At 71.4% G+C, this 25,137-nt stretch carries 22 protein-coding genes and 3 tRNA genes; 11 read left to right on the top strand and 14 right to left on the bottom strand.

Annotated elements, in window-relative coordinates:
- The first annotated feature begins 217 nt into the window (after positions 1-217).
- The 5 genes from gyrB to ACFWI8_RS27845 all read left to right on the top strand — a co-directional run bounded on the left by gyrB (position 218) and on the right by ACFWI8_RS27845 (position 6,062).
- Positions 218-2,275, top strand: a complete 2,058-nt coding sequence (gene gyrB, locus ACFWI8_RS27865; protein WP_387096941.1) for a DNA topoisomerase (ATP-hydrolyzing) subunit B — start codon at positions 218-220, stop codon at positions 2,273-2,275.
- Between the two features lie 59 nt (positions 2,276-2,334).
- Positions 2,335-4,953, top strand: a complete 2,619-nt coding sequence (gyrA, locus tag ACFWI8_RS27860) for a DNA gyrase subunit A (protein ID WP_387096938.1) — start codon at positions 2,335-2,337, stop codon at positions 4,951-4,953.
- A gap of 100 nt (positions 4,954-5,053) precedes the next feature.
- On the top strand, positions 5,054-5,635 hold the full coding sequence (locus ACFWI8_RS27855; RefSeq protein WP_387096936.1) for a DUF3566 domain-containing protein: 582 nt from the start codon (positions 5,054-5,056) through the stop codon (positions 5,633-5,635).
- Between the two features lie 74 nt (positions 5,636-5,709).
- Positions 5,710-5,786, top strand: a tRNA-Ile gene (locus ACFWI8_RS27850).
- A 138-nt stretch (positions 5,787-5,924) separates the two neighbouring features.
- A complete protein-coding gene (locus ACFWI8_RS27845; protein ID WP_243741121.1) occupies positions 5,925-6,062 on the top strand; it encodes a DLW-39 family protein in 138 nt (45 codons plus the stop codon).
- Positions 6,063-6,239: 177 nt separating this feature from the next.
- Here ACFWI8_RS27845 and ACFWI8_RS27840 read toward each other — a convergent pair whose 3' ends face one another.
- On the bottom strand, positions 6,240-6,800 hold the full coding sequence (locus tag ACFWI8_RS27840) for a DNA-binding protein (protein WP_311596631.1): 561 nt from the start codon (positions 6,798-6,800) through the stop codon (positions 6,240-6,242).
- 157 nt (positions 6,801-6,957) lie between these two features.
- On the opposite strand from ACFWI8_RS27840, the gene ACFWI8_RS27835 reads away from it, so the two are divergent.
- Positions 6,958-7,030, top strand: a tRNA-Ala gene (locus ACFWI8_RS27835).
- A gap of 30 nt (positions 7,031-7,060) precedes the next feature.
- Here ACFWI8_RS27835 and ACFWI8_RS27830 read toward each other — a convergent pair.
- From ACFWI8_RS27830 to ACFWI8_RS27810, 5 genes are all read right to left on the bottom strand, one after another.
- Positions 7,061-7,861, bottom strand: coding sequence for a class E sortase (locus ACFWI8_RS27830; protein ID WP_387096997.1), 801 nt, complete (start codon positions 7,859-7,861; stop codon positions 7,061-7,063).
- A gap of 586 nt (positions 7,862-8,447) precedes the next feature.
- Positions 8,448-9,470, bottom strand: coding sequence for a class E sortase (locus ACFWI8_RS27825; protein ID WP_387096931.1), 1,023 nt, complete (start codon positions 9,468-9,470; stop codon positions 8,448-8,450).
- The gene (locus ACFWI8_RS27820) at positions 9,467-10,105 is read right to left on the bottom strand and encodes an aminodeoxychorismate/anthranilate synthase component II (RefSeq protein WP_387096929.1); all 639 of its coding nucleotides are present in this window, start codon (positions 10,103-10,105) and stop codon (positions 9,467-9,469) included. The genes ACFWI8_RS27825 and ACFWI8_RS27820 overlap by 4 nt, the downstream gene beginning before the upstream one ends.
- Positions 10,102-10,260, bottom strand: a complete 159-nt coding sequence (locus tag ACFWI8_RS27815) for a hypothetical protein (protein WP_311596625.1) — start codon at positions 10,258-10,260, stop codon at positions 10,102-10,104. The genes ACFWI8_RS27820 and ACFWI8_RS27815 overlap by 4 nt, the downstream gene beginning before the upstream one ends.
- Before the next feature lie 75 nt (positions 10,261-10,335).
- Positions 10,336-11,070 (bottom strand): DUF881 domain-containing protein, encoded by a 735-nt coding sequence (locus ACFWI8_RS27810; RefSeq protein WP_387096994.1) that lies wholly within the window; start codon positions 11,068-11,070, stop codon positions 10,336-10,338.
- Between the two features lie 131 nt (positions 11,071-11,201).
- Here ACFWI8_RS27810 and crgA point away from each other — a divergent pair, with 131 nt between their 5' ends.
- Entirely contained in the window at positions 11,202-11,462 is a 261-nt protein-coding gene (crgA, locus tag ACFWI8_RS27805; protein ID WP_132933489.1) for a cell division protein CrgA, read from the top strand.
- Between the two features lie 194 nt (positions 11,463-11,656).
- On the opposite strand, the gene ACFWI8_RS27800 is transcribed toward crgA, so the two are convergent.
- Positions 11,657-12,541, bottom strand: a complete 885-nt coding sequence (locus ACFWI8_RS27800; RefSeq protein ID WP_387096925.1) for a rhomboid family intramembrane serine protease — start codon at positions 12,539-12,541, stop codon at positions 11,657-11,659.
- A 115-nt stretch (positions 12,542-12,656) separates the two neighbouring features.
- Positions 12,657-13,190 (bottom strand): peptidylprolyl isomerase, encoded by a 534-nt coding sequence (locus tag ACFWI8_RS27795; RefSeq protein WP_387096922.1) that lies wholly within the window; start codon positions 13,188-13,190, stop codon positions 12,657-12,659.
- Positions 13,191-13,371: 181 nt separating this feature from the next.
- Here ACFWI8_RS27795 and ACFWI8_RS27790 point away from each other — a divergent pair, with 181 nt between their 5' ends.
- Positions 13,372-13,845 carry a DUF5324 family protein gene (locus ACFWI8_RS27790; RefSeq protein WP_387096919.1) on the top strand — a complete coding sequence of 158 codons (474 nt, stop codon included), beginning with the start codon at positions 13,372-13,374 and terminating at the stop codon, positions 13,843-13,845.
- Between the two features lie 247 nt (positions 13,846-14,092).
- Here the strand turns inward: ACFWI8_RS27790 and pknB are convergent, their stop codons facing one another.
- The 6 genes from pknB to ACFWI8_RS27760 form a co-directional block, all read right to left on the bottom strand.
- Positions 14,093-16,102, bottom strand: a complete 2,010-nt coding sequence (gene pknB / locus ACFWI8_RS27785; protein ID WP_387096916.1) for a Stk1 family PASTA domain-containing Ser/Thr kinase — start codon at positions 16,100-16,102, stop codon at positions 14,093-14,095.
- A 258-nt stretch (positions 16,103-16,360) separates the two neighbouring features.
- Positions 16,361-17,854: a penicillin-binding transpeptidase domain-containing protein gene (locus tag ACFWI8_RS27780; protein ID WP_387096913.1), complete on the bottom strand. Its 1,494-nt coding sequence runs from the start codon at positions 17,852-17,854 to the stop codon at positions 16,361-16,363.
- Positions 17,851-19,257, bottom strand: a complete 1,407-nt coding sequence (locus ACFWI8_RS27775; protein WP_311596616.1) for an FtsW/RodA/SpoVE family cell cycle protein — start codon at positions 19,255-19,257, stop codon at positions 17,851-17,853. The genes ACFWI8_RS27780 and ACFWI8_RS27775 overlap by 4 nt, the downstream gene beginning before the upstream one ends.
- Positions 19,258-19,324: 67 nt before the next feature.
- Positions 19,325-20,737, bottom strand: coding sequence for a protein phosphatase 2C domain-containing protein (locus tag ACFWI8_RS27770; RefSeq protein WP_311596614.1), 1,413 nt, complete (start codon positions 20,735-20,737; stop codon positions 19,325-19,327).
- Between the two features lie 37 nt (positions 20,738-20,774).
- Complete coding sequence (locus ACFWI8_RS27765; protein ID WP_311596613.1) at positions 20,775-21,287, bottom strand: FHA domain-containing protein; 513 nt, start codon at positions 21,285-21,287, stop codon at positions 20,775-20,777.
- Between the two features lie 11 nt (positions 21,288-21,298).
- Positions 21,299-22,096, bottom strand: a complete 798-nt coding sequence (locus ACFWI8_RS27760; RefSeq protein WP_387096908.1) for an FhaA domain-containing protein — start codon at positions 22,094-22,096, stop codon at positions 21,299-21,301.
- A gap of 261 nt (positions 22,097-22,357) precedes the next feature.
- Between ACFWI8_RS27760 and ACFWI8_RS27755 the strand changes: the two genes are divergently transcribed.
- The 3 genes from ACFWI8_RS27755 to ACFWI8_RS27745 all read left to right on the top strand — a co-directional run bounded on the left by ACFWI8_RS27755 (position 22,358) and on the right by ACFWI8_RS27745 (position 25,013).
- Positions 22,358-22,441: transfer RNA gene (locus ACFWI8_RS27755), tRNA-Leu, on the top strand.
- A 229-nt stretch (positions 22,442-22,670) separates the two neighbouring features.
- Positions 22,671-23,744: a DUF3344 domain-containing protein gene (locus ACFWI8_RS27750; protein ID WP_387096905.1), complete on the top strand. Its 1,074-nt coding sequence runs from the start codon at positions 22,671-22,673 to the stop codon at positions 23,742-23,744.
- A gap of 63 nt (positions 23,745-23,807) precedes the next feature.
- On the top strand, positions 23,808-25,013 hold the full coding sequence (locus ACFWI8_RS27745) for a glycosyltransferase (protein ID WP_387096902.1): 1,206 nt from the start codon (positions 23,808-23,810) through the stop codon (positions 25,011-25,013).
- Positions 25,014-25,137: the final 124 nt, after the last annotated feature.

Genomic DNA, 25,137 nt, shown 5'->3' with positions numbered 1-25,137 from the left:
GGAGGTTGACAGTCGGAGCCGCTGAGGGGCCTCGTGAGCGGATCAGGGGCCCGGTCCGTATATCCGGGGTCACCGGATGCCAGTTCAGGGCGGCACATGCGGACTCAGAGGCCGGCAAACCGCCATGAGGGTCGGCCGTGCCGGTAGACTGGAAGGTACCCGCCCCGTTGCGGACCATGTCGAACGACACAGCCGCTCCCTATGTCGGAGTTGGCTCGTGCTGTGCCAGAAAGGGCGCTTCGTGGCCGATTCCGGCGATGCCAACAAGAACACTCCTGCTTCCGCCGCGCCCGCGGAGGAGGCTCCGTCCTACGACGCCAGCGCGATCACGGTGCTGGAGGGTCTTGACGCGGTACGCATGCGGCCCGGCATGTACATCGGGTCCACGGGTGAGCGCGGCCTTCACCACCTGGTCTACGAGGTCGTGGACAACTCGGTGGACGAGGCCCTGGCCGGCCACGCCGACACCATCGACGTGACGCTGCTGGCCGACGGCGGCGTGCGCGTGGTGGACAACGGCCGTGGCATCCCGGTGGGCGTGGTCCCCTCCGAGGGCAAGCCGGCCGTCGAGGTCGTGCTGACCGTGCTGCACGCGGGCGGCAAGTTCGGCGGCGGCGGTTACGCGGTCTCCGGTGGTCTGCACGGCGTGGGCGTCTCGGTGGTCAACGCGCTCTCCACGCGCCTGGCGGTCGAGGTGCGCACGGACGGCCACCGGTGGACGCAGGAGTACGCGATGGGCGTGCCGACCGCGCCGCTCAAGCGCAACGAGCCCATCGAGGAGACCGGCACCACCGTCACGTTCTGGGCGGACGGCGGCATCTTCGAGACCACGGAGTACTCGTTCGAGACGCTGTCCCGGCGTTTCCAGGAGATGGCCTTCCTCAACAAGGGCCTGACCATCATGCTGACCGACGAGCGGGCCGCCGCCGTGCAGACCGCCGGCGCCGACTCCACGGCCGTGGAGGAGGAGGGCAAGCCGCGCTCGGTCACCTACCACTACGAGGGCGGCATCTCCGACTTCGTGCGCCACCTCAACTCCCGCAAGGGCGAGCCGGTGCACCCGTCGGTGATCGAGATCAGCGCCGAGGACACCGAGCGCAAGATGTCGGTGGAGCTCGCGATGCAGTGGAACGCCCAGTACAGCGAGGGCGTCTACAGCTTCGCCAACATCATCCACACCCACGAGGGCGGCACCCACGAGGAGGGCTTCAGGGCGGCGCTGACCGCGCTGGTCAACAAGTACGCCCGGGAGAAGAAGCTGCTCCGCGAGAAGGACGAGAACCTCGCGGGCGAGGACATCCGCGAGGGACTGACCGCGATCATCTCGGTCAAGCTCAGCGAGCCGCAGTTCGAGGGCCAGACCAAGACGAAGCTGGGCAACACCGAGGCGAAGACCTTCGTGCAGCGGGTCGTCTACGAGCACTTCGCCGACTGGCTCGACCGCAACCCGAACGAGGCGGCGGACATCATCCGCAAGGCGATCCAGGCGGCCACCGCCCGCCTCGCCGCCCGCAAGGCCCGCGACCTCACCCGCCGCAAGGGCCTGCTGGAGACGGCCTCGCTGCCCGGCAAGCTCAGCGACTGCCAGTCCAACGACGCGGCCAAGTGCGAGATCTTCATCGTCGAGGGCGACTCGGCCGGCGGCAGCGCCAAGGCCGGCCGTGACCCGCAGTACCAGGCGATCCTGCCGATCCGCGGAAAGATCCTCAACGTGGAGAAGGCCAGGATCGACCGGGTCCTGCAGAACACCGAGGTCCAGGCGTTGATCTCGGCCTTCGGCACCGGCATCCACGAGGACTTCGACATCTCGAAGCTCCGCTACCACAAGATCATCCTCATGGCCGACGCCGACGTCGACGGCCAGCACATCAACACCCTGCTGCTGACGCTGCTGTTCCGCTTCATGCGCCCGCTCGTCGAGGCCGGTCACGTCTTCCTCTCCCAGCCCCCGCTCTACAAGATCAAGTGGGGCCGGGACGAGTTCGAGTACGCCTACTCCGACCGCGAGCGCGACAGCCTGATCCAGCTCGGCCGGGAGCGCGGCAAGCGCATCCGCGAGGACTCCATCCAGCGCTTCAAGGGTCTGGGCGAGATGAACGCCGAGGAGCTGCGGGTGACCACCATGGACCAGGCGCACCGCGTGCTGCGCCAGGTGACGCTGGACGACGCGGCCGCCGCCGACGACCTGTTCTCGATCCTGATGGGCGAGGACGTGGAGGCCAGGCGCTCGTTCATCCAGCGCAACGCCAAGGACGTCAGGTTCCTGGACATCTGACGGTCCCCGGTCCAGCACCTCCCCCACCGCAGCAGCCCGAAAGGAACCGGACCACACCGATGTCCGACGACACGGCTCCCACTCCGCCCACCCCGCCCGCCGGCGCCCCCGAGACCAACTCCAGCGGCGCCCTGCGCATCCAGCCGGTCACGCTCGAGACCGAGATGCAGCGCTCGTACCTCGACTACGCGATGAGCGTGATCGTCTCCCGCGCGCTGCCCGACGTGCGGGACGGCCTCAAGCCGGTGCACCGCCGCGTGCTGTACGCGATGTACGACGGCGGTTACCGGCCCGAGCGTGGCTACTACAAGTGCGCCCGCGTCGTCGGCGACGTCATGGGTACCTACCACCCGCACGGCGACACCTCGATCTACGACGCGCTGGTGCGTCTCGCGCAGCCGTGGACGATGCGCATGCCGCTGGTGGACTCCAACGGCAACTTCGGCTCCCCCGGCAACGACCCGGCGGCCGCCATGCGGTACACCGAGTGCCGGATGGCGCCGCTGGCCATGGAGATGCTCCGGGACATCGACGAGGAGACCGTCGACTTCCAGGACAACTACGACGGCCGCAACCAGGAGCCGACGGTCCTGCCGGCCCGGTTCCCCAACCTGCTGATCAACGGCTCGGCCGGCATCGCGGTCGGCATGGCCACCAACATCCCGCCGCACAACCTGCGCGAGGTCGCGGCCGGCGCCCAGTGGTACCTGGAGCACCCGGACGCCGCCCCCGAGGAGCTGCTCGACGCGCTGATCGAGCGGATCAAGGGCCCCGACTTCCCGACCGGCGCGCTCATCGTGGGCCGCCGCGGCATCGAGGAGGCGTACCGCACGGGCCGCGGCTCGATCACCATGCGGGCGGTCGTCGAGGTCGAGGAGATCCAGGGCCGGCAGTGCCTGGTGGTCACCGAGCTGCCGTACCAGGTCAACCCGGACAACCTCGCGCAGAAGATCGCCGAGCTCGTGAAGGACGGCCGGATCAGCGGCGTCGCCGACGTCCGCGACGAGACCTCCTCGCGGACCGGCCAGCGTCTGGTGATCGTCCTCAAGCGGGACGCGGTCGCCAAGGTCGTCCTCAACAACCTGTACAAGCACACCGACCTGCAGACCAACTTCGGCGCCAACATGCTGGCCCTGGTCGACGGCGTGCCGCGCACCCTCTCGCTCGACGCGTTCATCCGCAACTGGGTGTCGCACCAGGTCGACGTCATCGTGCGCCGCACCCGCTACCGGCTGCGCAAGGCCGAGGAACGCGCCCACATCCTGCGCGGCCTGCTCGCCGCGCTGGACGCGATCGACGAGGTCATCGCGCTGATCCGGCGCAGCGACACGGTCGAGGTGGCGCGCACGGGCCTGATGGGGCTGCTGTCCATCGACGAGATCCAGGCGAACGCGATCCTGGAGATGCAGCTGCGGCGGCTCGCGGCCCTGGAGCGGCAGAAGATCATCGCCGAGCACGACGAGCTGCAGGCGAAGATCACCGAGTACAACGCGATCCTGGCCTCCCCCGAGCGGCAGCGCGCCATCATCTCCGAGGAGCTGGCGGCGATCGTCGACAAGTTCGGCGACGACCGGCGCACCGCGCTGATCCCCTTCGAGGGCGACATGTCCATCGAGGACCTGATCGCCGAGGAGGACATCGTCGTCACGATCACCCGCGGCGGCTACGTCAAGCGCACCAAGACCGACGACTACCGGGCACAGAAGCGCGGTGGCAAGGGGGTGCGCGGGACGAAGCTGCGGGAGGACGACATCGTCGACCACTTCTTCGTCTCCACCACCCACCACTGGCTGCTGTTCTTCACCAACAAGGGCCGGGTCTACCGGGCCAAGGCGTACGAGCTGCCGGACGCGGGCCGGGAGGCGCGCGGGCAGCACGTGGCCAACCTGCTGGCCTTCCAGCCGGACGAGCGGATCGCGGAGATCCTGGCCATCCGGGACTACGAGGCCGCGCCCTACCTGGTGCTGGCCACCAAGTCAGGGCTGGTGAAGAAGACCCCGCTCAAGGACTACGACTCGCCGCGCTCCGGCGGCGTCATCGCGATCAACCTGCGGGAGATGGAGGACGGCCGCGACGACGAGCTGATCGGCGCGGAGCTGGTCTCGGCCGACGACGACCTGCTGCTGATCAGCAAGAAGGCGCAGTCCATCCGCTTCACCGCCACCGACGAGTCGCTGCGCCCGATGGGCCGGGCCACCTCGGGCGTGAAGGGCATGAGCTTCCGCGAGGGCGACGAGCTGCTGTCGATGAACGTGGTGCGGGCCGGTACCTTCGTCTTCACCGCCACCGACGGCGGCTACGCCAAGCGCACCCCGGTCGACGAGTACCGGGTGCAGGGCCGCGGCGGACTCGGCATCAAGGCCGCCAAGATCGTGGAGGACCGTGGCTCGCTGGTCGGCGCCCTGGTGGTGGAGGCCACGGACGAGATCCTGGCCATCACCCTCGGCGGTGGCGTGATCCGTACCCGGGTGAACGAGGTGCGGGAGACCGGTCGTGACACCATGGGCGTCCAGCTGATCAACCTCGGCAAGCGGGACGCCGTCGTCGGCATCGCCCGCAACGCCGAGGCCGGGCGCGAGGCCGAGGAGGTCGACGCGGACGGCGAGGTCGAGGCAGAAGGTGACGGAAGCGGAGTCGCGGAGCAGGCGGCCGCCGCGGACAATGAGGAGCAGGCGTGAGTCGGTCCGCGGGTTCCCCCGACGGCGGCTCGGCCGGCGCCAGAACCGGGGACGCCCGTCCCCGGGGTGAATCCCAGCAGGTGACCCGTGGGGGGCTCACATGACAAGCGCACGACCCGCGGACTCCTACGCGCAGGGCCAGGGCTACCCCGCCGCGCAGGACTCCCAGCAGTACCGCCCCCCGCAGGCGTACCCAGCGCCGCCCGGGGCCGCTCCCACGGCGGGCCAGCAGCCGCCGGCACAGGGCGCTCAGGGCCCCCAGGGCACGCAGGGCGTCCGCGTGCCGCGTACCGGGGCCCGCACGGTGCCGAGGATCCGCAAGGCCCGGCTGCGGGTCGCCAAGGCGGATCCCTGGTCGGTGATGAAGGTCAGCTTCCTGCTCTCCATCGCCCTGGGCATCTGCACGGTGATCGCCGTGTCCATGCTGTGGATGGTGATGGACTCGATGGGGGTCTTCTCCACCATCGGCGAGACGATCACCGAGGCCACGGCGGCCGAGGGCGAGAGCGGCTTCGACCTGGTGGCGTACCTCTCGCTGTCCAGGGTGATGCTGTTCACCGGGATCATCGCCCTGATCGACGTGGTGCTGGCCACCGCGCTGGCCACGCTCGGCGCCTTCCTCTACAACCTGTCCGCGGGTTTCGTGGGCGGTGTGGAAGTCACGCTGGCGGAGGACGAATAGCGGCGGGCCAATCGATTTTGGGCACGGGCCTCACATGCGCTAGCCTCTCTTCTGCGCGGGGGAGTTCCGCGCAGGGGGCTATAGCTCAGATGGTTAGAGCGCATCCCTGATAAGGATGAGGCCACAGGTTCAAGTCCTGTTAGCCCCACCAGCCAAAACGGCCCCGGTCAGGCGTGACCGGGGCCGTTTCACATCCACGGCTGACATCCGGCCTCGGTGCCAGGACACGATTGGGTATCATCGGGCGCCAGATGGTCCGATCACGTTTGAAGAAGGACGAGGTAGCGCGGTGAAGAAGCTCCTCCTGGTCGCCCTGGCCGCCATCGGCGGCCTTCTTGTCTACCGTCAGATCCAGGCGGACAAGGCCGAGCAGGACCTGTGGACGGAGGCCACCGACTCCGTGCCGACCGGCTCCACGGGTGCCTGACCCCCTCTTACACGTCGCTTTCGCGCGTCACACGACGAACGCCTCCGGGTCCCAGGCCGCACCACGCGGCACGGGGCCCGGAGGCGTTTCGTCGCGATCGTGAACACTCACTGTGATCGAGCGTGATCAGGGCGGTGCGGAGCGCCCCAGCTGCCGCATGCCCCGGTGAGCCGGCGCTCAGCCCTGGTGGCTCTCGTAGTGCTCGACGGCCTCGCGGGTGCGGGCGACGCCGTAGACCCGCAGGAATTCGGCCAGTTCCGGGTGGGTGTCGGCGAGCAGCCGGGAGGCGCTCTGGATCTCCGTCGCGTCCGAGACGGAGCGCAGCAGGGCCTGGATCTCGCGGACCACGCGCTTGGTGGGATTGGCCGGGACACCGATGGAACCGGAGCGGGTCGCGGCGGAACTGGGGCTCAGCACGTTGCCCCCCGCGGTTCTGCGAATCTCCTCCATCGCGGAGGTGGCCTCGGCCGCGCTGACCCGCCCGGCGCGCACCTCGGCCGCCAGATCCTGCAGGGAGCGCACCCGTTGGACGACGGCCGGGTTGCCGATCTTGGCGCGCTGCCCGCTCATCAGCTGGGACAGCATGGGCGCCGAGAGCCCGAGAACCACGGCGAGCCGGGCCTGGTTGAGTCCGAGATCGGTGATCAGCCGGCGGAAGAGCGCCCCCAGTGGCTCCCCGTACCATGTCGTCTGCTGTTCTCTGGCCCTTTCCGTGGACTCTTGTTGAGTCGCGTCCATCGTGTCTCCCCTGTTCTCCCCTGATCGCTTCACCTGAGCGAAGTTGCGCGTCATCCTACGGAGGGATGCACATCCGGGGCGATACCCGGTCGGTATCCGGCGGGAAGATTGGGTAATCTAGCTTCCGGCCGCCTGCCGTGTTGTCGGGACCGGCCAAGGGGCCTTAGCTCAGTTGGTAGAGCGCCGTCTTTGCATGGCGGATGTCAGGAGTTCGACTCTCCTAGGCTCCACGGGAGTTGGCCGTACGCGGGCCGTCGACGTCAGTCGGCGGCCCGCAGCTCTTCCGGCGGGGTGCGGTCGGCGTCGACGCGTTCGGTGCGCTCCAGCTCGCCCCAGACGACGTACCGGTGCCGTGAGGTGAAGACCGGGGTGCAGGTGGTGAGCGTGATGTAGCGGCCCGCCTCGGTGGCCCCGGACTCCTCGGGTACGGCGTCGAGCACCGCGGTGTTGAACTTCGAGGTCTCGGGGAGGATGGCGAACGCCCGGTAGACGTACCAGGTGTTGCTGCTCTCGAAGACGATCGGGTCGCCCTCCTCGATCCGGTGGATCCCGTGGAACTTGGCGCCGTGGCCGTCCCGGTGGGCGGCGAGGGAGAAGTTGCCCTCCTCGTCCCACGGCATGGCCGACTCGACGGGGTTGTCGTAGTAGCCGGCGACGCCGCCGTTGAGGACGTCCAGGCCGACGCCCTCCTTGACGAGGATCACGTCGTCGGTCATGGCGGGGACGTGAAGGAAGCCGATGCCGTCCTCCGGGTCGAACACGGGCGGCCGGTCGTCACCCTGGCCCTCCCCGCTCCCCTCCTCGACGGCCGCCCACTGGTCCCGGACGGCGTCGCTGTCGCGGTTGGCCTCCTGGTTGGCGACGACGTTGGTCCACCAGAGCGAGTACACGACGAACAGCGCCAGCACGAGGCCGGCGGTGATGAGCAACTCCCCGACCACCCCGACGACGACGGCGAGCCGCCGCCGACGACGCGACACGCCGGCCGTGCCGGCGGCGGGGCGGGCGGCCTCGCCGGCCGGCTCCGGCTCGGCCTCGCCGGCGTCACGCTGGCTCGGCACGGCGGCCGCCGTGCCGTCGCCTTCGGCGTCCTCCGGCGCGGTGCCGGCTTCGCCGGCGGCGTCCGCGGGGCTCGACGTGGCGTCGGAGGCCGTCCGACCGCCGGCTTCGCCGGCCGTGCCGGCGGCCGGCTTCACCGATACCGGTTCGTCTTCGTGGGCCGGTTGGCCGCTGTCGTCACGGTCGCCGGCCGGGCCGGCGTCCTTGCTGGCAGCCGCGCGGGTCTCCGCCGGCGCGGTGCCCGCTTCGGCGGCGGGGTTCGCCAATCTCGACGCGGGGTCGGCGGGCGGGCGGCCTGTGTCATCGCGGCTGGCGTCCGCTGCGCTCTCGCTGCGGGTTTCCGCCGTATCGGCGGCCGGCTTCGCCGGTGTGGTCTCGTCTTCGGGGGCCGGTCGGCCGTCGGCCTCGTCGGCCGCCCCGCGGCCTTCGGCGTCCGCCGGTGCGGAGCCGGCTTCGGCGGCCGTGTCGGCGTGGTTGGCGTCTGCCGCGTCACCGCTGTGGGTATCCGCCGTGTCGGCGTTCGGCCCGTCGTCGTGGCCTGCGGCCGCCGTGTCGGCGGCTTCGGTGGGCGGCCGGCCGGGCCGCGGGTCAGTTGACGAGGGCATCGGGTTTCCCGTCCGAGCGGGGGCGTTCTTCCGTCATCTCTCCCCAGACGATCATTCGGTAGGTGGAGGTGAACTCCGGGGTACAGGTGGTCAGCGTGATGTAGCGGCCCGGTTCGGTGAAGCCGCCCTGGTCGGGGACGGGGTCGAGCACGGCCGTGTTGGAGGGGGACGTGGAGTCCAGGCGGCTGGCCATCTCGTAGGTGAAGTACGCGTCCTGCGTCTCGATGACGATCGGGTCGCCCGGCTCGAGACGGTTGATGTAGCGGAAGGGTTCGCCGTGGGTGTTGCGGTGTCCCGCGAGGCCCACGTTGCCCTCCTCGTCCCACGGCATCGCCGTGGGGAGGCCGTCCTCCGCCGTGTAGTGGCCGACCATGCCGTTGTTGAGGACGGTGTCCTCGGCGACGCCCTCGGCGATCGGCACCACCACGTCCAGCGTGGGCAGGTAGAGGATCGCGAAGCCGTCGCCCGGGGAGAAGGCGCCGGGCTCGCGGGGGTCGGCCTCCTCGTTCTCGCCGTCATCCCACTGGCGTTGCAGTTCCTCGCGCTGGCCGTCGGCGTGCGCGCGGGCCTCCACGTTGGTCCACCACAGCTGGTAGGCGACGAAGAGCAGCAGCAGGGCACCGGTGGTGATGAAGAGCTCGCCGATGACGTTGCTGATGGCGGTGCCGGTCTGCTTGGCCGCCTTGGCCGCGGCCTTGGCCGCCTTGCGGCGGGCCGCGCGGCCCCCCGCCACCTCGGCCTCGGCCTCGGCGGGGGTGGGCGGTGGAGCGGCGGCACCGCCGGCCCTGCGCCGTGTCGAGCCGGCCCGCGCGGCCTTGCGGCGGGCGGCGCGCCCGCCGGGCGCCGGCGGGGGCACTTGGCCGGACTGGCCGGCCTGGGCGGCCGCTGCCGCCCTGCGGCGGGCCGCGCGGCCCTCAGGCGCCGGCGGGGTCAGGTTCGCGGGCCGGCGCAGGCCCATCGTCTCCGGGTCCTCCGGATGCTCCGGGCCCCAGCCCGGGTGGGTCACGCGACGGATCCCACGACGGGCGCGAGACCGTGCGACCGCTCGACGGCGCCGGCGTCGCCGCAGACCGTGAGCCAGTTGGCGAGCATGCGGTGGCCGCCCTCGGTGAGGACCGACTCCGGGTGGAACTGGACGCCCTCGACCGGCACTTCGCGGTGGCGCAGGCCCATCACGACGCCGCTCTCGGTGGTCGCGGTGACCTCGAACCCGGCGGGCACGGTGGGCTCCTCGACGGCCAGCGAGTGGTAGCGGGTGACGGTCAGCGGCGAGGGGAGGCCGGCGAAGACGCCGGCGCCCGCGTGGCGCACCGGTGAGGTCTTGCCGTGCAGCAGCTCGGGGGCCCGGCCGACGACGCCGCCGTAGGCGACGGCCATGGCCTGCATGCCGAGGCAGACACCGAAGACGGGGGTCCTGGTGGCCGCGCAGTGTCGGACCATCTCCACGCAGACGCCGGCGTCCTCGGGGGTGCCGGGGCCCGGGGAGAGCAGCACCCCGGCGAAGTCGCCGGCCGCGACGTCCGCGGTGGTGACCGCGTCGTTGCGCAGCACCTCGCACTCGGCGCCGAGTTGGTACAGGTACTGCACGAGGTTGTAGACGAAGCTGTCGTAGTTGTCGACGACCAGCACCCGGGTGCTCATTCGACGGCCCCCCCGTTGTTGAACGGCATGATCGGCTCGGCCCACGGGAAGACGTACTCGAACAGCAGGTAGATCACGCCTGTCACCAGCACCAGCGAGATCAGCGCGCGCACCGCGGTGTTGCCCGGCAGGTGCCGCCAGATCCACCCGTACATCGCTTCGCTTCCCCTTCGTCGCCCGCCCTGCTGCCCCAAGGGTACGACGGCTCGGAGACGCGTCGGAGGGGGTCGTCAGTCTTCGGCCGCGGGGGCGTCGTCGGCGGGGAGCGGCTCGGCGTAGCGCAGCGTCACGCCGCCGTCGAAGCCGGGCAGGGTGACGGCCGCGTGGTCGTCGACGTGCCAGCCGAGGCCGTACGCCCGCACGTACTGCCGGTAGTTGTCGACGGCGGGGGCGGTGTCGAGGGCGGCGTGCAGCGCCGCCGGGTCGCCGACGGCGGTGACGGTGTAGGGCGGGGAGTAGAGGCGGCCCTGGAGGATCAGGGTGTTGCCGACGCAGCGGACGGCGCTGGTGGAGACCAGCCGCTGGTCCATGACCTGGATGCCCTCGGCGCCGCCGGCCCACAGCGCGTTCACCACGGCCTGGAGGTCCTGCTGGTGGATGACCAGGTCGTTGGGCGAGGGTTCCGGCACCCCGGGCACCAGCGGGGTGGCGTCCGGCGGCGCGTCCGTGAGGGTGACGGTGAGGCCCTGGCCGGTCAGCTCGGTGAGGCCGGTCTCCTCGGTGAGCTCGGCGATCCTGCGGCGGGCGGCGGGGTCGGTGGAGCTGTCGTGGCCGGCGAGCGCCTCGACCTGGGCGCGCAGGTCGGCGGTGGCCGCCTGGAGACGCTCGTTCTGGCGGGCGCGTTCCCTGATGAGATCGGACATCTGAAGCAGGGAGTCGTCGGTGCGGATGTTGTTGCCCTGGGAGACCTGGAAGCTGAGCCAGAACAGGAGGCCGGCGAGACCGAAGACCGCGACCGTGCCCATCCGCGCCGGGCGAAGGCGAAAGCCGTTCACCGTACCCCTGGTCTCCTTAATCGGCTCTGGACGCACTACGCTAACGGACGATCCCACCGTTACGCGCCGCGCGTCGAGCGCGATCGACAGGAGAGCCACTCGTGCCGAAGTCCCGGATCCGGAAGAAGAAGGACGACACGTACACCCCGCCGGAGAAGCGGCAGGCGACCAAGATCGACATGGGCGGACGCCGGTGGGTCGCGCCGCTGATGCTGGCGATGTTCGCGATCGGCCTTGCCTGGATCGTGCTCTACTACATCACGCGGGCCGATCTGCCGATCGAGGCCCTCGGGAACTGGAACATCGTGGTCGGCTTCGGCTTCATCGCGCTGGGGTTCGTGGTCTCGACGCAGTGGAAATAGCGGTCGCGGGTTATCCACCGAACATCACAAGATCTGTGGATAACCGGCCGTACACGGGAACGTTCGTACGGCTTCCGAACGGTCTCCGCACCCCCGTTCGCCTGCGAAAACGCCGGTTGTCCACAGGTCGCGCCCGATCTGGCGCCGCCTGTGGATAACTCTGCCCGACTCGTCAGGGCTATGCGGCTCAGGGGCTATGCGTTCAGCAGCTCGGTCGTCCTGAGCACGCAGGCCACCGCGATCACCGCGAGCACCAGGACGCAGGTACCGACCTGGACCAGGGTGCGGCGCTCGCGCGGCGCGTGCACCAGGCCGAGGGTCACCAGCGCGCCCGCGACCAGGCCGCCGATGTGCGCCTCCCACGCGATGCCCGACCACACGAAGGTGATCAGCAGGTTCACCACGAGCAGGCCCAGGATCGGCCGCATGTCGTACCGCATCCGCCTGGCGAGCACCGCGGTCGCGCCGAAGAGGCCGAAGATCGCGCCCGAGGCGCCGAGCGAGAGCTGGTTCTGCGGGGCCACCACGTAGAAGAGCGTGGATCCGGCCAGCGCCGAGATCAGGTAGAGCGCGACGAACCGCACCCGGCCGAGCGCGGCCTCCAGGGGCGGCCCGAGGAACCACAGGGCCATCATGTTGAACGCGATGTGCCAGATCTGCTGGTGCAGGAACGCGGCCGTGAGCATCCGGTACCACTGCCCGTCGGCCACGCCGACCCAGGTGAAGGTGGCCGGATCTATCGCATGACCCAGCATCCCCAGGTCCTCGACCAGCCGGTCGCCGCCGACCAGCACGGCCACGAAGACCGCCAGGTTGATCCCCAGCAGGATCTTGGTGACCAGGCGGGAGTCGGCGGTCACGGTGCCGCCGGCCAGCGTGCGCGGCCGGGCGGCGCGGGCCGCGGACTGGGCGCCGTGCACGCAGTCGGGGCACTGGTAGCCCACGGCCGCCGAGATCATGCAGGAAGGACAGATCGGCCGCTCGCAGCGGGTGCAGCGGATGCCCGTCTCCCGGTCGCCGTGCCGGTAGCAGCGGGGCAGGCCGGCGGGCTGGGGTGGCTGTCCGTACGGCTGCGCCATGGTGTCCCTTCGCTCCTGCCGGCTCGCGCTTCCCGGGGCGCGGACACGGATCCGGCCCCCTGATCCTACGGACAGGGGGCCGGAATGGTTCCCGAGTGTCGCTTTCCGCGCCGGTTCAGGCCGGCCGGCTCTCGATGGTGACCGACTCGATCACCACGTCCTGCAGCGGCCGGTCGGTGCGCGGGTTGGTGTCGGCGTTGGCGATGGCGTCCACGACCTTCTTGCCGGCGTCGGTGGTGACCTCGCCGAAGATGGTGTGCTTGCCGGTCAGCCAGGTGGTCGGCGCCACGGTGATGAAGAACTGCGAGCCGTTGGTGCCGGGGCCGGCGTTGGCCATGGCCAGCAGGTAGGGGCGGGTGAAGGCCAGGTCGGGGTGGATCTCGTCCCCGAACTTGTAGCCCGGGCCGCCGGTGCCGTTGCCCAGCGGGTCGCCGCCCTGGATCATGAAGCCGCTGATCACCCGGTGGAAGACCGTGCCGTCGTAGAGCTTCTCCGTGGTCCTGGCGCCGGTCTCGGGGTTGACCCACTCGCGCTCGCCGTTGGCCAGCTCGACGAAGTTCTTGACCGTCTTGGGCGCGTGGTTGGGGAAGAGCAGTACCTCGATCGAGCCGAGGTTGGTCTTCAGAGTGGCGTAAAGCTGCTCAGCCACGATTTACCTTCCGTCTACGTCAGTGACGTTGCCCGATCCTGCCATGCCCCGGCGACACGCCGTGACCCCGGATGGCCGTTAGGCGTGCCGTATCGCCCGACAACAGGAATGATTTCCGCACAAGAGGACAAACGCATACGAGGATCGTCAACAGAGCGCTGCTGAGCAAGGAGGAGAGAACGTGAGCCACAACGGGAAGTCCGGCGTCCGGCACGCTGCCGACCTGATGACGCCGTACGCGGCGAGCGCGAAGCGCAACGCGTCCCGGTACGCCCAGCAGGCCGGCGCCTATGTCGGTCCGCGCGCCAAGTGGGTCGCAGACCAGGCGCGGACCGGGTACACCACCCAGGTCGCGCCCCGGATGGGACGCGCCATGGCCTCGGCCGGGCCCGCCGGCAAGCAGGCGGCCGCCAGGTCGCAGGCGGCGCTCGCGGTGCTGCGCGGCGAGGTCACGCCGGGTGACGTCCGCTCCGCACTGCGGCGCCGGCGTCGCTACCACGCGGCGGGGATGGTCGTGAAGCGTCTCGGGACGGTCGGCCTGGTGGCCGGTGCCGCGTTCGCCGCGTGGAAGTGGTGGAACGGGCAGAACGACCCCGACTGGCTGGCCGAGCCGACGCCGGGGACGGAGGTTCTGCCGGAGGCGGACGCCGGTTGAGAGGGGCGCCGGGAGGCGGACGCCGGTTGAGAGGGGCGCCGGAGGCGGAGGCCTGACCGGCCGGCCTAGGCCGAGGGACAGCGCGCGTCGTCTGTGGCCGGGGCGAATCGGCGGCCCGGCCGCCGACAGCGTCGGCCTGACGGCCGGGAGGCCGGCTGGCAGCGGCGAACTGAAAAGCGTAGGCCCGCGGCGACCTGACCCGAGAGGGTCGTGGTCGCCGCGGGCCTCGCGTTGGTTGGAGCGGGGGTCAGCCCTGGCCGAAGATGGTGCCGCCGCCTCCGTCGTCGCCGCCTCCGCCGCCGTCGGCGCCCTGGTTCCCGTTGCCCAGGTCGAAGGTGTTGACCGTGATGGTCGCCCCCTGCTCGGCCGGCTGGCCCGGGCCCGGGCTCGTGGTGACCACGGTCGCGGTGTCGGTGTCCGGCCCCGCGACCTGGACCTGGAAGCCCGCGTCCGTCAGGATCTGCCGGGCCTCCGGCAGCGGCCTGCCCTGCACGTCGGGCACCTGGACCTGCGGGTCCTGGGTGGCGGACGGCACGGCCACGATCAGCTGCACCACCCCGCCGTCGGCGACTCGCTCGCCACGGCCCGGGTCCTGCTGGATCACCTGGTTCTCGGGGCGGCTGTCGTCCGGCTGCTCGACCCGGGTCGCGGTCAGGCCCAGCTCGGACAGGGCCTGGTTGGCCTCGTCGAAGCTCATGCCGACCACGTCGGGCACCTCCACGCCCTCCGGCTCGACGGCCACCGTGAGGGTGATCGTGGAGCCCGGCTCGGCATCGCGGCCGCCGCTCGGGTCCTGCTCCAGCACGGTGCCGGGGTCCTCCTCGGTGGACTCCTGGTCCTCGCGCTCGACCTCGAAGCCGGCCTCGTCCAGTTCGGCCTGGGCGTCGTCGAAGTCGTCGCCGACCACGTCGGGCACCTCGACGGCCTCGGGGCCCTCGGAGATGATCAGGGTGACCTCGGAGCCCTCCTCGAGCTCCGTGCCGGCCGGCGGGTCGGTCTCGCAGACCAGGCCCTCGTCCTCCTCGCAGGGCTGGCTGTCGCCCGTGACGGCCTGGTAGCGGCCCGCGTTCTGCAGGGCTCTCGTGGCGTCGTCGACCGACGAGCCGGCCACGTTGGGCACCTGCGAGGAACTGGGCGGCGGATCGCCGGCGAACAGGGCACGGCCGATGAAGATGGCGCCGATCAGCACCAGTATCCCGGCGACGACCAGCAGGACCGTCGAGGTGTTGCGCCGGCGCTGGCGACGGTCGGCGCGGCCGCCGTACTCGTCGTAGCCGCCGTTGTTGTAGCCGTTGTACCCCGGGTCGCCGGCCGGCGGCATCATCGCGGTCGCCGGGTCGGCGGCGCGCAGCGCGGTCGTCGGCCGGTCGTCGTAGCCGTAGGGGGCGGCCGCCAGGGCGGCGGCGGCCGCGACCGGGCGGCCGTCGAGCGAGGCCTCGATGTCGGCCCGCATCTCGTCGGCGCTCTGGTAGCGGTAGTCCGGGTCCTTGACCAGCGCCTTGAGCACGATGGCGTCGGTGTCGGGGGTGATCTCCGGGTCGAAGACGCTGGGCGGCTGCGGCTCCTCGCGGACGTGCTGGTAGGCGACCGCCACCGGGGAGTCGCCGATGAACGGCGGCCGCACCGCGAGCAGCTCGTAGAGCAGGCATCCGGTGGAGTACAGGTCGGAGCGGGCGTCGACCGTCTCGCCCTTGGCCTGCTCGGGGGAGAGGTACTGGGCGGTGCCGATCACCGCGGCCGTCTGCGTCATCGTCATGCCGGCGTCGCCCATGGCGCGGGCGATGCCGAAGTCCATCACCTTGACCTGCCCGGAGCGGGTCAGCATGACGTTCGCCGGCTTGATGTCCCGGTGGACGATGCCGTTGCGGTGGGAGTACTCGAGGGCCTGGAGCACCCCGATCGTCATCTCCAGCGCCCGCTCGGGCAGCAGCTTGCGGCCCGAGTGCAGCAGCTCACGCAGCGTGGAGCCGTCGACGTACTCCATCACGATGTAGGGGATGGAGATGCCGTCGACGTAGTCCTCGCCGGTGTCGTAGACGGCGACGATGGCCGGGTGGTTCAGCGAGGCGGCCGACTGGGCCTCGCGGCGGAAGCGGGCCTGGAACGTCGGATCGCGGGCGAGGTCGGCACGGAGCGTCTTGACGGCCACGGTGCGGCCGAGACGCGTGTCGTGGGCGAGGTAGACCTCGGCCATGCCGCCGCGGCCCAGCACCTGGCCCAGTTCGTACCGCCCGCCGAGGCGACGCGGCTCTTCCATGATTCCTGCCCTCTCCGTTCGGTCCCGGGCCGCCCGCCGGAGCCTGCTGTACTCCGGTAGTCAACCCTGGCTTACGGTACCCGCCGGGACGGGCCCGCCGGACGGCGGTGCTCGGCCGATATCCAACCGGTATCGCAGAGCGCCACGACCGGGCGCACACGACCGGTCATGTGTAGGACGTGTGCCAGGGCCCTTTCGGTTTCCGAGCGGATGTTCATCGGGGGTTCCACGGGGCTTCGCCGGACGGCATCGTCGGGCTCAGTTCTGGCTGTCGAGGACGGCCCGCATCACGTCGCCCGCGATGGGGGCGGCGAGCTGGGAGCCGGAGATCTGGTCGCGCTCGGCGCCCGCGTCCTCCACCACCACGGCGACGGCGACGGGCGCCTCGCCGTCCACGATGGCGTAGGAGATGAACCAGGCGAACGGGTTGTTCGCGTTGCCCTCGCCGTTCTGCGCGGTGCCGGTCTTGCCGCCGACCCGGGCGCCGTCGATCGAGGCGGCGTCCCGCGAGGAGCCCTCGCTGACCACGGACTCCATGGCCTCCTGGAGCAGCTGCGCGTTCTCCGGGGAGAGCGGCTGGCTCAGCTCGCTCGGCTCGTGCTGCTCGACGGTGCTCAGGTTGGGGGCGACCAGCCGGTCCACCATGTACGGCTCCATCAGCGTGCCGTTGTTGGCGACGGCGGCGGCGACCATGGCCATCTGGAGCGGGGTGGCCCGGTTGGAGGCCTGACCGATGCCGGCCATCGCGTTCTGCGGGTCGTTGTCCTCGGGGTAGACGCTGGCGTCGGCGCGGACCGGGACGAAGTGCTCCTCGTTGAAGCCGAAGTCGTCGGCGGTGCTGATCATCTCCTCGTTGCCGATGTCGTGGCTGAGCCCGAGGAAGGTGCTGTTGCAGGAGAGGACCAGGGCCTCGCGCAGGCTGACGTCGTCGCAGGCGGACCCCGCCTGGCTCTCGATCTCGGTGCTGGTGCCCGGCAGCCGGAAGGGGTTCTGGTACTCGGTCTGGGAGGCGTCGTCGATGTCGTCGACCACGCCGTTCTCCAGGGCCGCGGCCGCCGTGACGATCTTGAAGGTGGATCCTGGCGGGTAGGTGGCCCGCAGCGCCCGGTTGAGCATCGGGTCGTCCGGGTTGTTCTCCCTCTGGAGGGCCACCCACGCCTCCTGGTCCTCCGCGCTGGTGCCGGCGAAGGTGGACGGGTCGTAGGAGGGGGTGGAGGCCGCGGCCAGGATGGCGCCGGTCCGCGGGTCCATCGCGACGACCGCGCCCTTGGCCGCGTCGCCGCCCTGGCCCGCGTTGACCAGGCCCTCGTAGGCGGCGCGCTGGGCGGCCGTGTTGAGCGTGGTGACCACGTCGCCGCCGCGCTGCTCCTCGCCGGTGAACATGTCGACGGTGTTGTTGAAGAACAGCCGGTCGTCGTTGCCGGAGAGGATGCCGTCCTCGACGCCCTCCAGCATGCTCGTGCCGAAGGCCTGGGAGGCGCGGCCGGTGATCGGCGCCCACATCTCGCCGTCGGTGTACGTGCGCGCGTAGCGGAAGTCGGGGTTGTCGGTCTCGACGGAGCCGGTGATCGGCTCGCCGTCCACGATGATGTCGCCGCGCGGGTGGGCGAACTGCTCGATGGTGACCCGACGGTTGTTCTCGTCGGTCGCGAGCTCGTCGGCCTGGACGAACTGCACCCAGTTCACCCGGACCAACAGGGCGAGGATGAGCAGGCCACAGAAGACCGCCACCCGGCGCATGGGCTTGTTCATGCTCGAACCACCTGAGTCTGTTCCGCGTCGAGGGAGGGCGCCGGGGCGGGCGCGGGCTTCCTCGCAGTGTCACTGATCCGCAGTAGGAGGGCGATAAGCGCCCAGTTGGCGATCACCGAGGAGCCGCCCTGGGCCAGGAACGGCATGGTCATACCGGTGAGCGGGATCACACCGGTGACGCCGCCCGCCACCACGAAGACCTGGAGCGCGAAGGCGCCGGACAGGCCCATCGCCAGCAGCTTGCCGAACGGGTCGCGGGCGGCCAGCGCGGTGCGCATGCCGCGCTCGATCAGCAGCGCGTAGAGCAGGATCACCGCCATCATCCCGGCCAGGCCCAGCTCCTCGCCGACCGTCGCCAGGATGTAGTCGCTCTTGGCCGCGATGCCGCCGATCAGCCGGGAGAAGCCCTGGCCGAGCCCGGAGCCGAACAGGCCGCCCGAGCCGAAGGCGTACATGACCTGGGCGGTCTCGGTGACGCCGCCGTTGGCGCCGAGGGCCAGCGGGTCGAGCCAGTTGTCGACGCGGTCGCCGACGTGCGCGTTGGTCGAGGCCACGAAGACCGCACCGCTGGCCGAGAGCAGCAGGCCGAAGAGGATCCAGCTGGTGCGCTCGGTGGCGACGTAGAGCATGATCACGAAGGCGCCGAAGAAGAGCAGCGAGGTGCCGAGGTCCGTCTCGAAGATCAGGATCATCAGGCTCATCGCCCAGACCGCCAGGATCGGGCCGAGGTCCCGGCCGCGCGGCAGGTAGATCCCCATCACCCGGCGGCTGGCGAGGGCCAGCGCGTCCCGCTTGACCATGAGGTAGCCGGCGAAGAAGACGACGATCACGATCTTGGCGAACTCGCCCGGCTGGAGCGAGCCGAGGCCCGGCAGCGTGACCCAGATCCGGGCGCCGTTCACCGAGGCGCCGATGCCGGGGATCATGGGCGAGATCAGCAGCAGCAGCGCCACCACCATCGAGATGTAGGTGTAGCGCTGGAGGATCCGGTGGTCCTTGAGCAGGATCAGCACGCCAAGGAAGAGCGCCAGGCCGACCGTGGACCACATCAGCTGGCCCGAGGCCATCGGACCGCCGAGGGCGTCGGTGGTGAGCGTCGGCTCCTGGTCGAGGCGCCAGATCAGCACCAGGCCGAGGCCGTTGAGCAGGGTGGCGATCGGCAGCATCAGCGGGTCGGCGTACGGCGCCCAGCGGCGCACCACGAGGTGGGCGACGCCCGCCATCAGGCCGAGGCCGAGCCCGTAGCCCAGCATGCCGGCGGGCAGCGACTCGTCCTTGGCGAGGCCGACGTTGGCGTAGGCCAGGACCGGGATGACCACCGCGAACACGAGCATCGCCAGCTCGGTGTTCCGCCGGCTCGGAGGGCCGGCGGTGGAGACTGTGGTGTTGCTAGTGCTGCTCATCGTGGTGTCGTCTCTGCTCGTCTGACCGTCGCTTGGCGTCGTGGAAGCCGGACCGTGTGGTGCCGGGCTAAGTGGTGCACTGCCTGGCGAGCTCTTGCTGCTCCTCGGTCATGGTCGGGGCCTCGGGCGCCGGCGGCTGCTCCCCCGGGTCGGTCTTCCCGTCGTCGCCGCCGCTCGCGTCGTCCTGCTGCTGTTCGGCCTCGCGCTGTTCGGCGAGCAGCCGGCAGGCCTCGGCCTGGTCGGACAGCTCGGTGATCCGGGTCTCGGCGGCGCCGAGGCTGTCGGCCGAGATGGTGCCCTCGACCTGTTCGCGCTTGTAGGTCGGCAGCAGTTCGAGCTGGATGTCGGGGTAGTCCTCCGCGACGCTGCTCAGGCTGAGCGGCCCGAGCTGCTGGCTGATGCCCTGGTAGAGCGCCACGTGGTCGCCGTTGGCCGCGATGTAGTACTGGGTCTGGGTCCAGCGGTAGCCGGCGTAGAGGCCGCCACCGACCACGGCGAGGGCCAGCACGATCAGGGCCGACCGCTTCCAGGCCCGGCCGCGCTTGGACGGCAGGTAGTCCTCGTCGGTGAACGCGCCGAAGACGCCGGTGGGCGGTCCCGGCGCGGCGGGCGGGGCCGGCGGGCGGCCGAGCTCGGCGGCGCGGGCGGCCGGGGTGCGGGGGGTCTCGCCGGTGGACTGGGTCTGCACCTCGGCGACGGCGCCGACGATCTGCGGCGCGTCGTAGAGCTGGCGGGCGAGCGTGTCGCCGACCTGGACGTCGACGTCGAGGACGTCGGCGACGATGCAGGTCACGTTGTCCGGGCCGCCGCCGCGCAGCGCGAGCTCGATCAGCTCGCGCACGGTGTCGTGGGGCGGGTGGAAGGCGCCGAGCGTGTCGCGCAGGGTGTCGGCGCTGACGACGCCGGAGAGGCCGTCGGAACAGAGCAGGTAGCGGTCGCCTGGGCGGACCTCGCGGATCGAGAGGTCGGCCTCGATGTGGTCGGCGCTGCCGAGGGCACGCATCAGCAGCGAGCGCTGCGGGTGGGTGGTGGCCTCCTCCTCGGTGATCCGGCCCTCGTCCACCAGGCGCTGCACCCAGGTGTGGTCCTGGGTGATCTGGGTGAGCTCGCCGTCCCGCAGCAGGTAGGCGCGGGAGTCGCCGACGTGCACCACGCCGAGGCGCTGGCCGGTCCAGAGCAGGGCGGTGAGGGTGGTGCCCATGCCGTCGAGCCTGGGGTCCTCGTGGACCATGGCGCGCAGCTGGCTGTTGGCGCGCTGCACGGAGACGTCGAGCGAGGTGAGGATGTCGGAGCCCGGGATGTCGTCGTCGAGCTGGACCAGGGTGGAGATCACCTCGGAGCTCGCGACCTCGCCCGCGGCCTGGCCGCCCATGCCGTCGGCGATGGCCAGCAGCCGGGGGCCGGCGTAGCCGGAGTCCTCGTTGTGGTCGCGGATCATCCCGACATGGGATCCGGCGGCGAATCTCAGTGACAGGCTCATGCGCGCCTCGCCCACCCTCCGGTCGTCATGTGTCGGCCTACTTCCGCAACTCGATGACCGTCTTGCCGATCCGGATCGGCGCGCCCAGCGGGATGGGCACCGGCGTGGTCAGCCGACCACGGTCCAGGTAGGTGCCGTTGGTCGAGCCGAGGTCCTCCACGATCCACTGGCCGTCCCGGTCGGGGTAGATCCTGGCGTGCCGGCCCGACGCGTAGTCGTCGTCCAGCACGATGGTCGAGTCGTGTGCCCGGCCGAGCGTAATGGTCTGCCCCTGGAGGGCGACAGTGGTGCCGGCGAGGGATCCCTCGGTGACGACCAGCTTGGTGGGGGCGCCGCGGCGCTGCCGGCCGGCGGCGCGCGGCTGCGGGGCCGCGCGGCGGCTCTGCGGCGGGGCCTGGGCCTGCTGCGGCTCGGGGCGGCGGGCGACCGGCCGCTGGGTGACGCGGGTGCCGAAGAGGTCGCTGCGGATCACCTGGACGGCCACGATCACGAACAGCCACAGGACGGCCAGGAAGCCCAGCCTCATGACCGTCAGGGTCAGCTCTGACATTGCCCCCCGCTTTACCCTTCGGCTTGCCGGTAGATGACAGTGGTGCTGCCCACGACGATGCGTGAGCCGTCGCGGAGCGTAGCGCGTTTGGTGTGCTGCCCGTCCACCACGATGCCGTTGGTGGAGCCGAGGTCACGGACGGTGGCCGGCTCGGTGGCCTGGATCTCGCAGTGCCTGCGCGAGACGCCCGGGTCGTCCACCCGCACGTCGGCCTCGGTGCTGCGGCCGATGACGAGGGTGGAGCGGGCGATCTGGTGCCGGGTGCCGTTGATCTCGATCCAGCGGCGGACGCGGCCGGCGCTCTGCTGCCCGAAGGGCGGCGACGGGGCGGCGCCGGGCGAGCGCGACGGCATCGGCGGCGGGCCGGCGGGCGGGCGCGGCGTGACGCCGGCGGGCCCGGCCGCCGGGGGGGCCGGGGCCTGGGCGGCCGAGGCGGAGGAGGCCAGGGTGCGGCTGCGCACCCGGTAGAGGCCGGTGTCCAGGGAGGGCGACTGCTCGAGGTGGACCTTGATCTCGCCCATGAACGTGTACCGCTGCTGCTTCGCGTACTCGCGGACCATCCCGGCGAGCTCGTCCCCGAGCTGGCTGGCGTAGGGAGCGAGCCGCTGGTAGTCGCTCGAGCTGAGCTCGACGATGAAGTCGTTGGGGACGACGGTGCGCTCGCGGTTCCAGATGGCCGCGTTGTTGTCGCACTCGCGCTGCAGGGCGCCGGCGATCTCCACCGGCTGGACCTCGGACTTGAAGACCTTGGCGAAGGTGCCGTTGACGAGGCCTTCCAACCGCTGCTCGAAGCGCTTCAGTACTCCCATGTCCTGCACCTCCTTCTCCGTGTCCTGGCGCGCGCGACGTGGTAGTGCTTACTGATCGTATCCACGCGCGAGGCCACCTGGTGGTTCCCCGGCGCGCACCGCACCACCCCTGGATCGTAGGGGCGGGCAAGGAACAGTGTCGCGCATCCGCGGGGGGATCGGGCAGGGGCGAGGGGAAACGTGGGTGAGAGGGCTCCACGAGGCGTGTTAGCCTTCTGCATGTCGGTGGGCGCCCCCGAGGGGAAGCCGCCGGCGGTGCGAGCGCGGGTGGCGGAATAGGCAGACGCGCTGGATTCAGGTTCCAGTGCCCGAAAGGGCGTGGGGGTTCAACTCCCCCCTCGCGCACCGACGGAGAGCCCCCGTCCCGGAGAGATCCGGGACGGGGGCTCTTCTGTGTCCGGGTGGAGTGGCCCCCTCACCCCCAGAGAAAGATGTTAATAATTTTTTCTTTCCATCCTGGAATCGACCCGACTGCCGGGCTCCGCGCGTTTTACGTGATTTCCCGTTTGTTTTCTGTCATGGTTTTCAACGCCCGCTTGAAAGGGCCTGTCAGAACGCGGTCGAAGGGTGAGTCATGCGCCGCCTCGCTTTGTTCGGTCTCCTCGTGGTCGCGGTGTTCGCCATCGGTCCACGGCCACTCGCCTCGGCCGCCGCAGGGGAGGCGTCGTCCATTCCGTTCGCCGAGCGATATCACGCCGTCCAGCACGGCGGGGTCGTGCGGGCCGCCAATTCGGCGATCACCTGCGGTCGCGCGGTGCTCGACACGGCCCCGACCTGCGAGGACGCGCAAGGAGGCGCGACCGCGCTCGGCGGCCAGTACGAGATGGCGTACATCGACGTCGACTCGGATCCCAACACGTACAACTCGAGTCGCGCCGAACTCCGACTGCCCCCGGGATCCCGGGTCACCCACGCCCGCCTTTACTGGGGCGCCAATATCCGGGTCGGCGAACACAAACCGCCGGAGGACAACGGGCGGGTGCTGATCGCGGAACCGGGCGGCCAGTACAAGGAACTCCTCGCGGATTCCGTCATCGGGCACCGGGACACCGGCGACCAGGCCGCGTTCTTCGCCTCGGCAGACGTCACCGAGCTGGTGCGGTGGAGCCAGCCAGGCGACTGGACCGTCGCCCAGATCAACGTCGCCATGGGGCATTCGGCCGCCGGCGGTTGGGGCGGCTGGACCCTCGTGGTCGCCTACGAGAACCCGGCGGAGCCGCTGCGGGAGATCACGCTGTGGGACGGGTTCGTCCCGGTGGACGGGGACGGCGCCGTCGCCGACGTGCGCATTCCCGACCTGCAGGCGGCAGCGGGCGGCCACGGCAGCCTGGGCGTGATGGCCGGGGGCGGCGACCCCGGGCGCTCGGGCGACACGGTGACCGTGCGCGCCGACGACGGCCGGGCCGCCTTGCTCGGCGACGACGCGAACCCGGTCGGCGACGTGATGAACTCCACGATCGCCGACCACGGCCGGGCGGCCACCCAGCGCGAGCCGGACCACGCCAACACCCTCGGCTTCGACTCGGACGTGCTGGACGTCTCGGCCGCGCTGGCGGACGGCGCCGGCGCCCTGGACGTCCGCTTCGGCAGCGCCGAACACGACTACCAGCTGGGGGCGATGTTCCTCCAGGTCGACGCGGCCGCCTGAGCCGCGGGCCCACGTTCGCCCACGTTCGAAGCTCGCAAGTTCCAAGCTCGCAAGGACGGAAGCGTGCTGACCGTAGTGCACCTCGCCCAGCCCGTGGACGGCGGCGTCGCCCGGGTCGTCACCGACCTGGTCCGCGCCCAGACCCGGGCCGGGATCCGCGCCACCCTGCTCTGCCCGTCCGGCGGCGAACTCGGCCGGGCCGCCGCGGCCGCCGGGGCCGACATCCGGCACTGGCACGCCGAGCGCGCCCCCGGGCCCAACCTGCCGTGGGAGGTCGCCTTCGCGGCCCGCGCCATCCGCCGGGCCGCCCCCGACCTCGTCCACCTGCACAGCGCCAAGGCCGGGCTCGCCGGGCGACTGGCGCTGCGCGGCCGGCTGCCCACCGTCTTCCAGCCGCACGCCTGGTCGTTCGAGGCGGTCACCGGGATCGCCGCCGCCCTGGCCACCCGCTGGGAGCGGCACGCGGCCCGCTGGGCCCACCGGGTGCTGTGCGTCAGCGAGGAGGAGCGGCGGCGCGCCGAGCGGGCCGGGATCGTCGCCCGGCACGCCGTCATCCCCAACGGTGTCGACCTCGACCGCTACCCGGCCGCCGACGGGGTGGCACGGCGCAGGGCGCGCGCCGCGCTGGCCGCCGTGCACGCCCTGCCGCAGCGCGCACCGCTCGTGGTGTGCGTCGGCCGGCTCTGCCCACAGAAGGGCCAGGACCTGCTGCTGCGGGCCTGGCCCCGCGTGCTTGATCGTTTCCCCACCGCCCGTCTTGCACTGCTCGGCGACGGGCAGGACCGGGCCGTGCTGCGCCGCGCGGCCGGCGCTGGGGTGCTCTTCACCGGCCACACCGACGACACCCTGCCCTGGTACACGGCCGCCGACCTGGTCGTGCAGCCGTCCCGCTGGGAGGGCATGGCCCTGGCACCGCTCGAGGCGATGGCCGTGGGCAGGCCCGTGGTGCTCACCGACGTCGGCGGCGCCCGCGAGAGCCTGCCGGCGGGCTCGGCCGCGCACTGCCTGGTGCCGCCCGAGGACCCCTCGGCCCTGGCCCGCGCCGTCACCGCGCTGCTCGAGGCCCCCGACCGCCGCCGGGTCATCGGGCGGCGGGCCCGCGAGCACGTCAGGGCCGGCCACGACGTCCGGCTGACGGCCGCCGCCTGCCTCCGGCTCTACCGGGAGCTGCTGCCGCCGGGGCCGCGCGAGTTGCCGGACGCCGTGCCGAGACCGGCGGCCGGCGCCCAGCCCCTCGCCGAGGACGGTGGGGAGCGCGCGCGGCGATGACCATCGAGGGAACCGCCACCGTCGGGACCGGGCAGGCCGGCGCCGCGGCGAGCGCCGGCACGACGACCGCGGGGACCAGGACCGCCGTCGTCCAGCCCCGCGGGCCGCGGGCGGCCGGCCAGTG

Source organism: Streptomyces sp. NPDC127098 (assembly GCF_042722465.1).
Classification (GTDB): Bacteria; Actinomycetota; Actinomycetes; order Streptomycetales; family Streptomycetaceae; genus Streptomyces; species Streptomyces millisiae.
This window is presented reverse-complemented; position numbering and strand designations above follow the sequence as displayed.

What these genes read in the sequence shown, in the direction of transcription:
- gyrA (WP_387096938.1), top strand. Translation starts at nt 2,335, where the DNA reads ATGTCCGACGACACGGCTCCCACTCCGCCCACCCCGCCCGCCGGCGCC.
- ACFWI8_RS27855 (WP_387096936.1), top strand. Translation starts at nt 5,054, where the DNA reads ATGACAAGCGCACGACCCGCGGACTCCTACGCGCAGGGCCAGGGCTAC.
- ACFWI8_RS27840 (WP_311596631.1), bottom strand. Translation starts at nt 6,800, where the DNA reads ATGGACGCGACTCAACAAGAGTCCACGGAAAGGGCCAGAGAACAGCAG.
- ACFWI8_RS27820 (WP_387096929.1), bottom strand. Translation starts at nt 10,105, where the DNA reads ATGAGCACCCGGGTGCTGGTCGTCGACAACTACGACAGCTTCGTCTAC.
- ACFWI8_RS27815 (WP_311596625.1), bottom strand. Translation starts at nt 10,260, where the DNA reads ATGTACGGGTGGATCTGGCGGCACCTGCCGGGCAACACCGCGGTGCGC.
- ACFWI8_RS27810 (WP_387096994.1), bottom strand. Translation starts at nt 11,070, where the DNA reads ATGGGCACGGTCGCGGTCTTCGGTCTCGCCGGCCTCCTGTTCTGGCTC.
- ACFWI8_RS27800 (WP_387096925.1), bottom strand. Translation starts at nt 12,541, where the DNA reads ATGGCGCAGCCGTACGGACAGCCACCCCAGCCCGCCGGCCTGCCCCGC.
- pknB (WP_387096916.1), bottom strand. Translation starts at nt 16,102, where the DNA reads ATGGAAGAGCCGCGTCGCCTCGGCGGGCGGTACGAACTGGGCCAGGTG.
- ACFWI8_RS27780 (WP_387096913.1), bottom strand. Translation starts at nt 17,854, where the DNA reads ATGAACAAGCCCATGCGCCGGGTGGCGGTCTTCTGTGGCCTGCTCATC.
- ACFWI8_RS27775 (WP_311596616.1), bottom strand. Translation starts at nt 19,257, where the DNA reads ATGAGCAGCACTAGCAACACCACAGTCTCCACCGCCGGCCCTCCGAGC.
- ACFWI8_RS27770 (WP_311596614.1), bottom strand. Translation starts at nt 20,737, where the DNA reads ATGAGCCTGTCACTGAGATTCGCCGCCGGATCCCATGTCGGGATGATC.
- ACFWI8_RS27765 (WP_311596613.1), bottom strand. Translation starts at nt 21,287, where the DNA reads ATGTCAGAGCTGACCCTGACGGTCATGAGGCTGGGCTTCCTGGCCGTC.
- ACFWI8_RS27760 (WP_387096908.1), bottom strand. Translation starts at nt 22,096, where the DNA reads ATGGGAGTACTGAAGCGCTTCGAGCAGCGGTTGGAAGGCCTCGTCAAC.
- ACFWI8_RS27750 (WP_387096905.1), top strand. Translation starts at nt 22,671, where the DNA reads ATGCGCCGCCTCGCTTTGTTCGGTCTCCTCGTGGTCGCGGTGTTCGCC.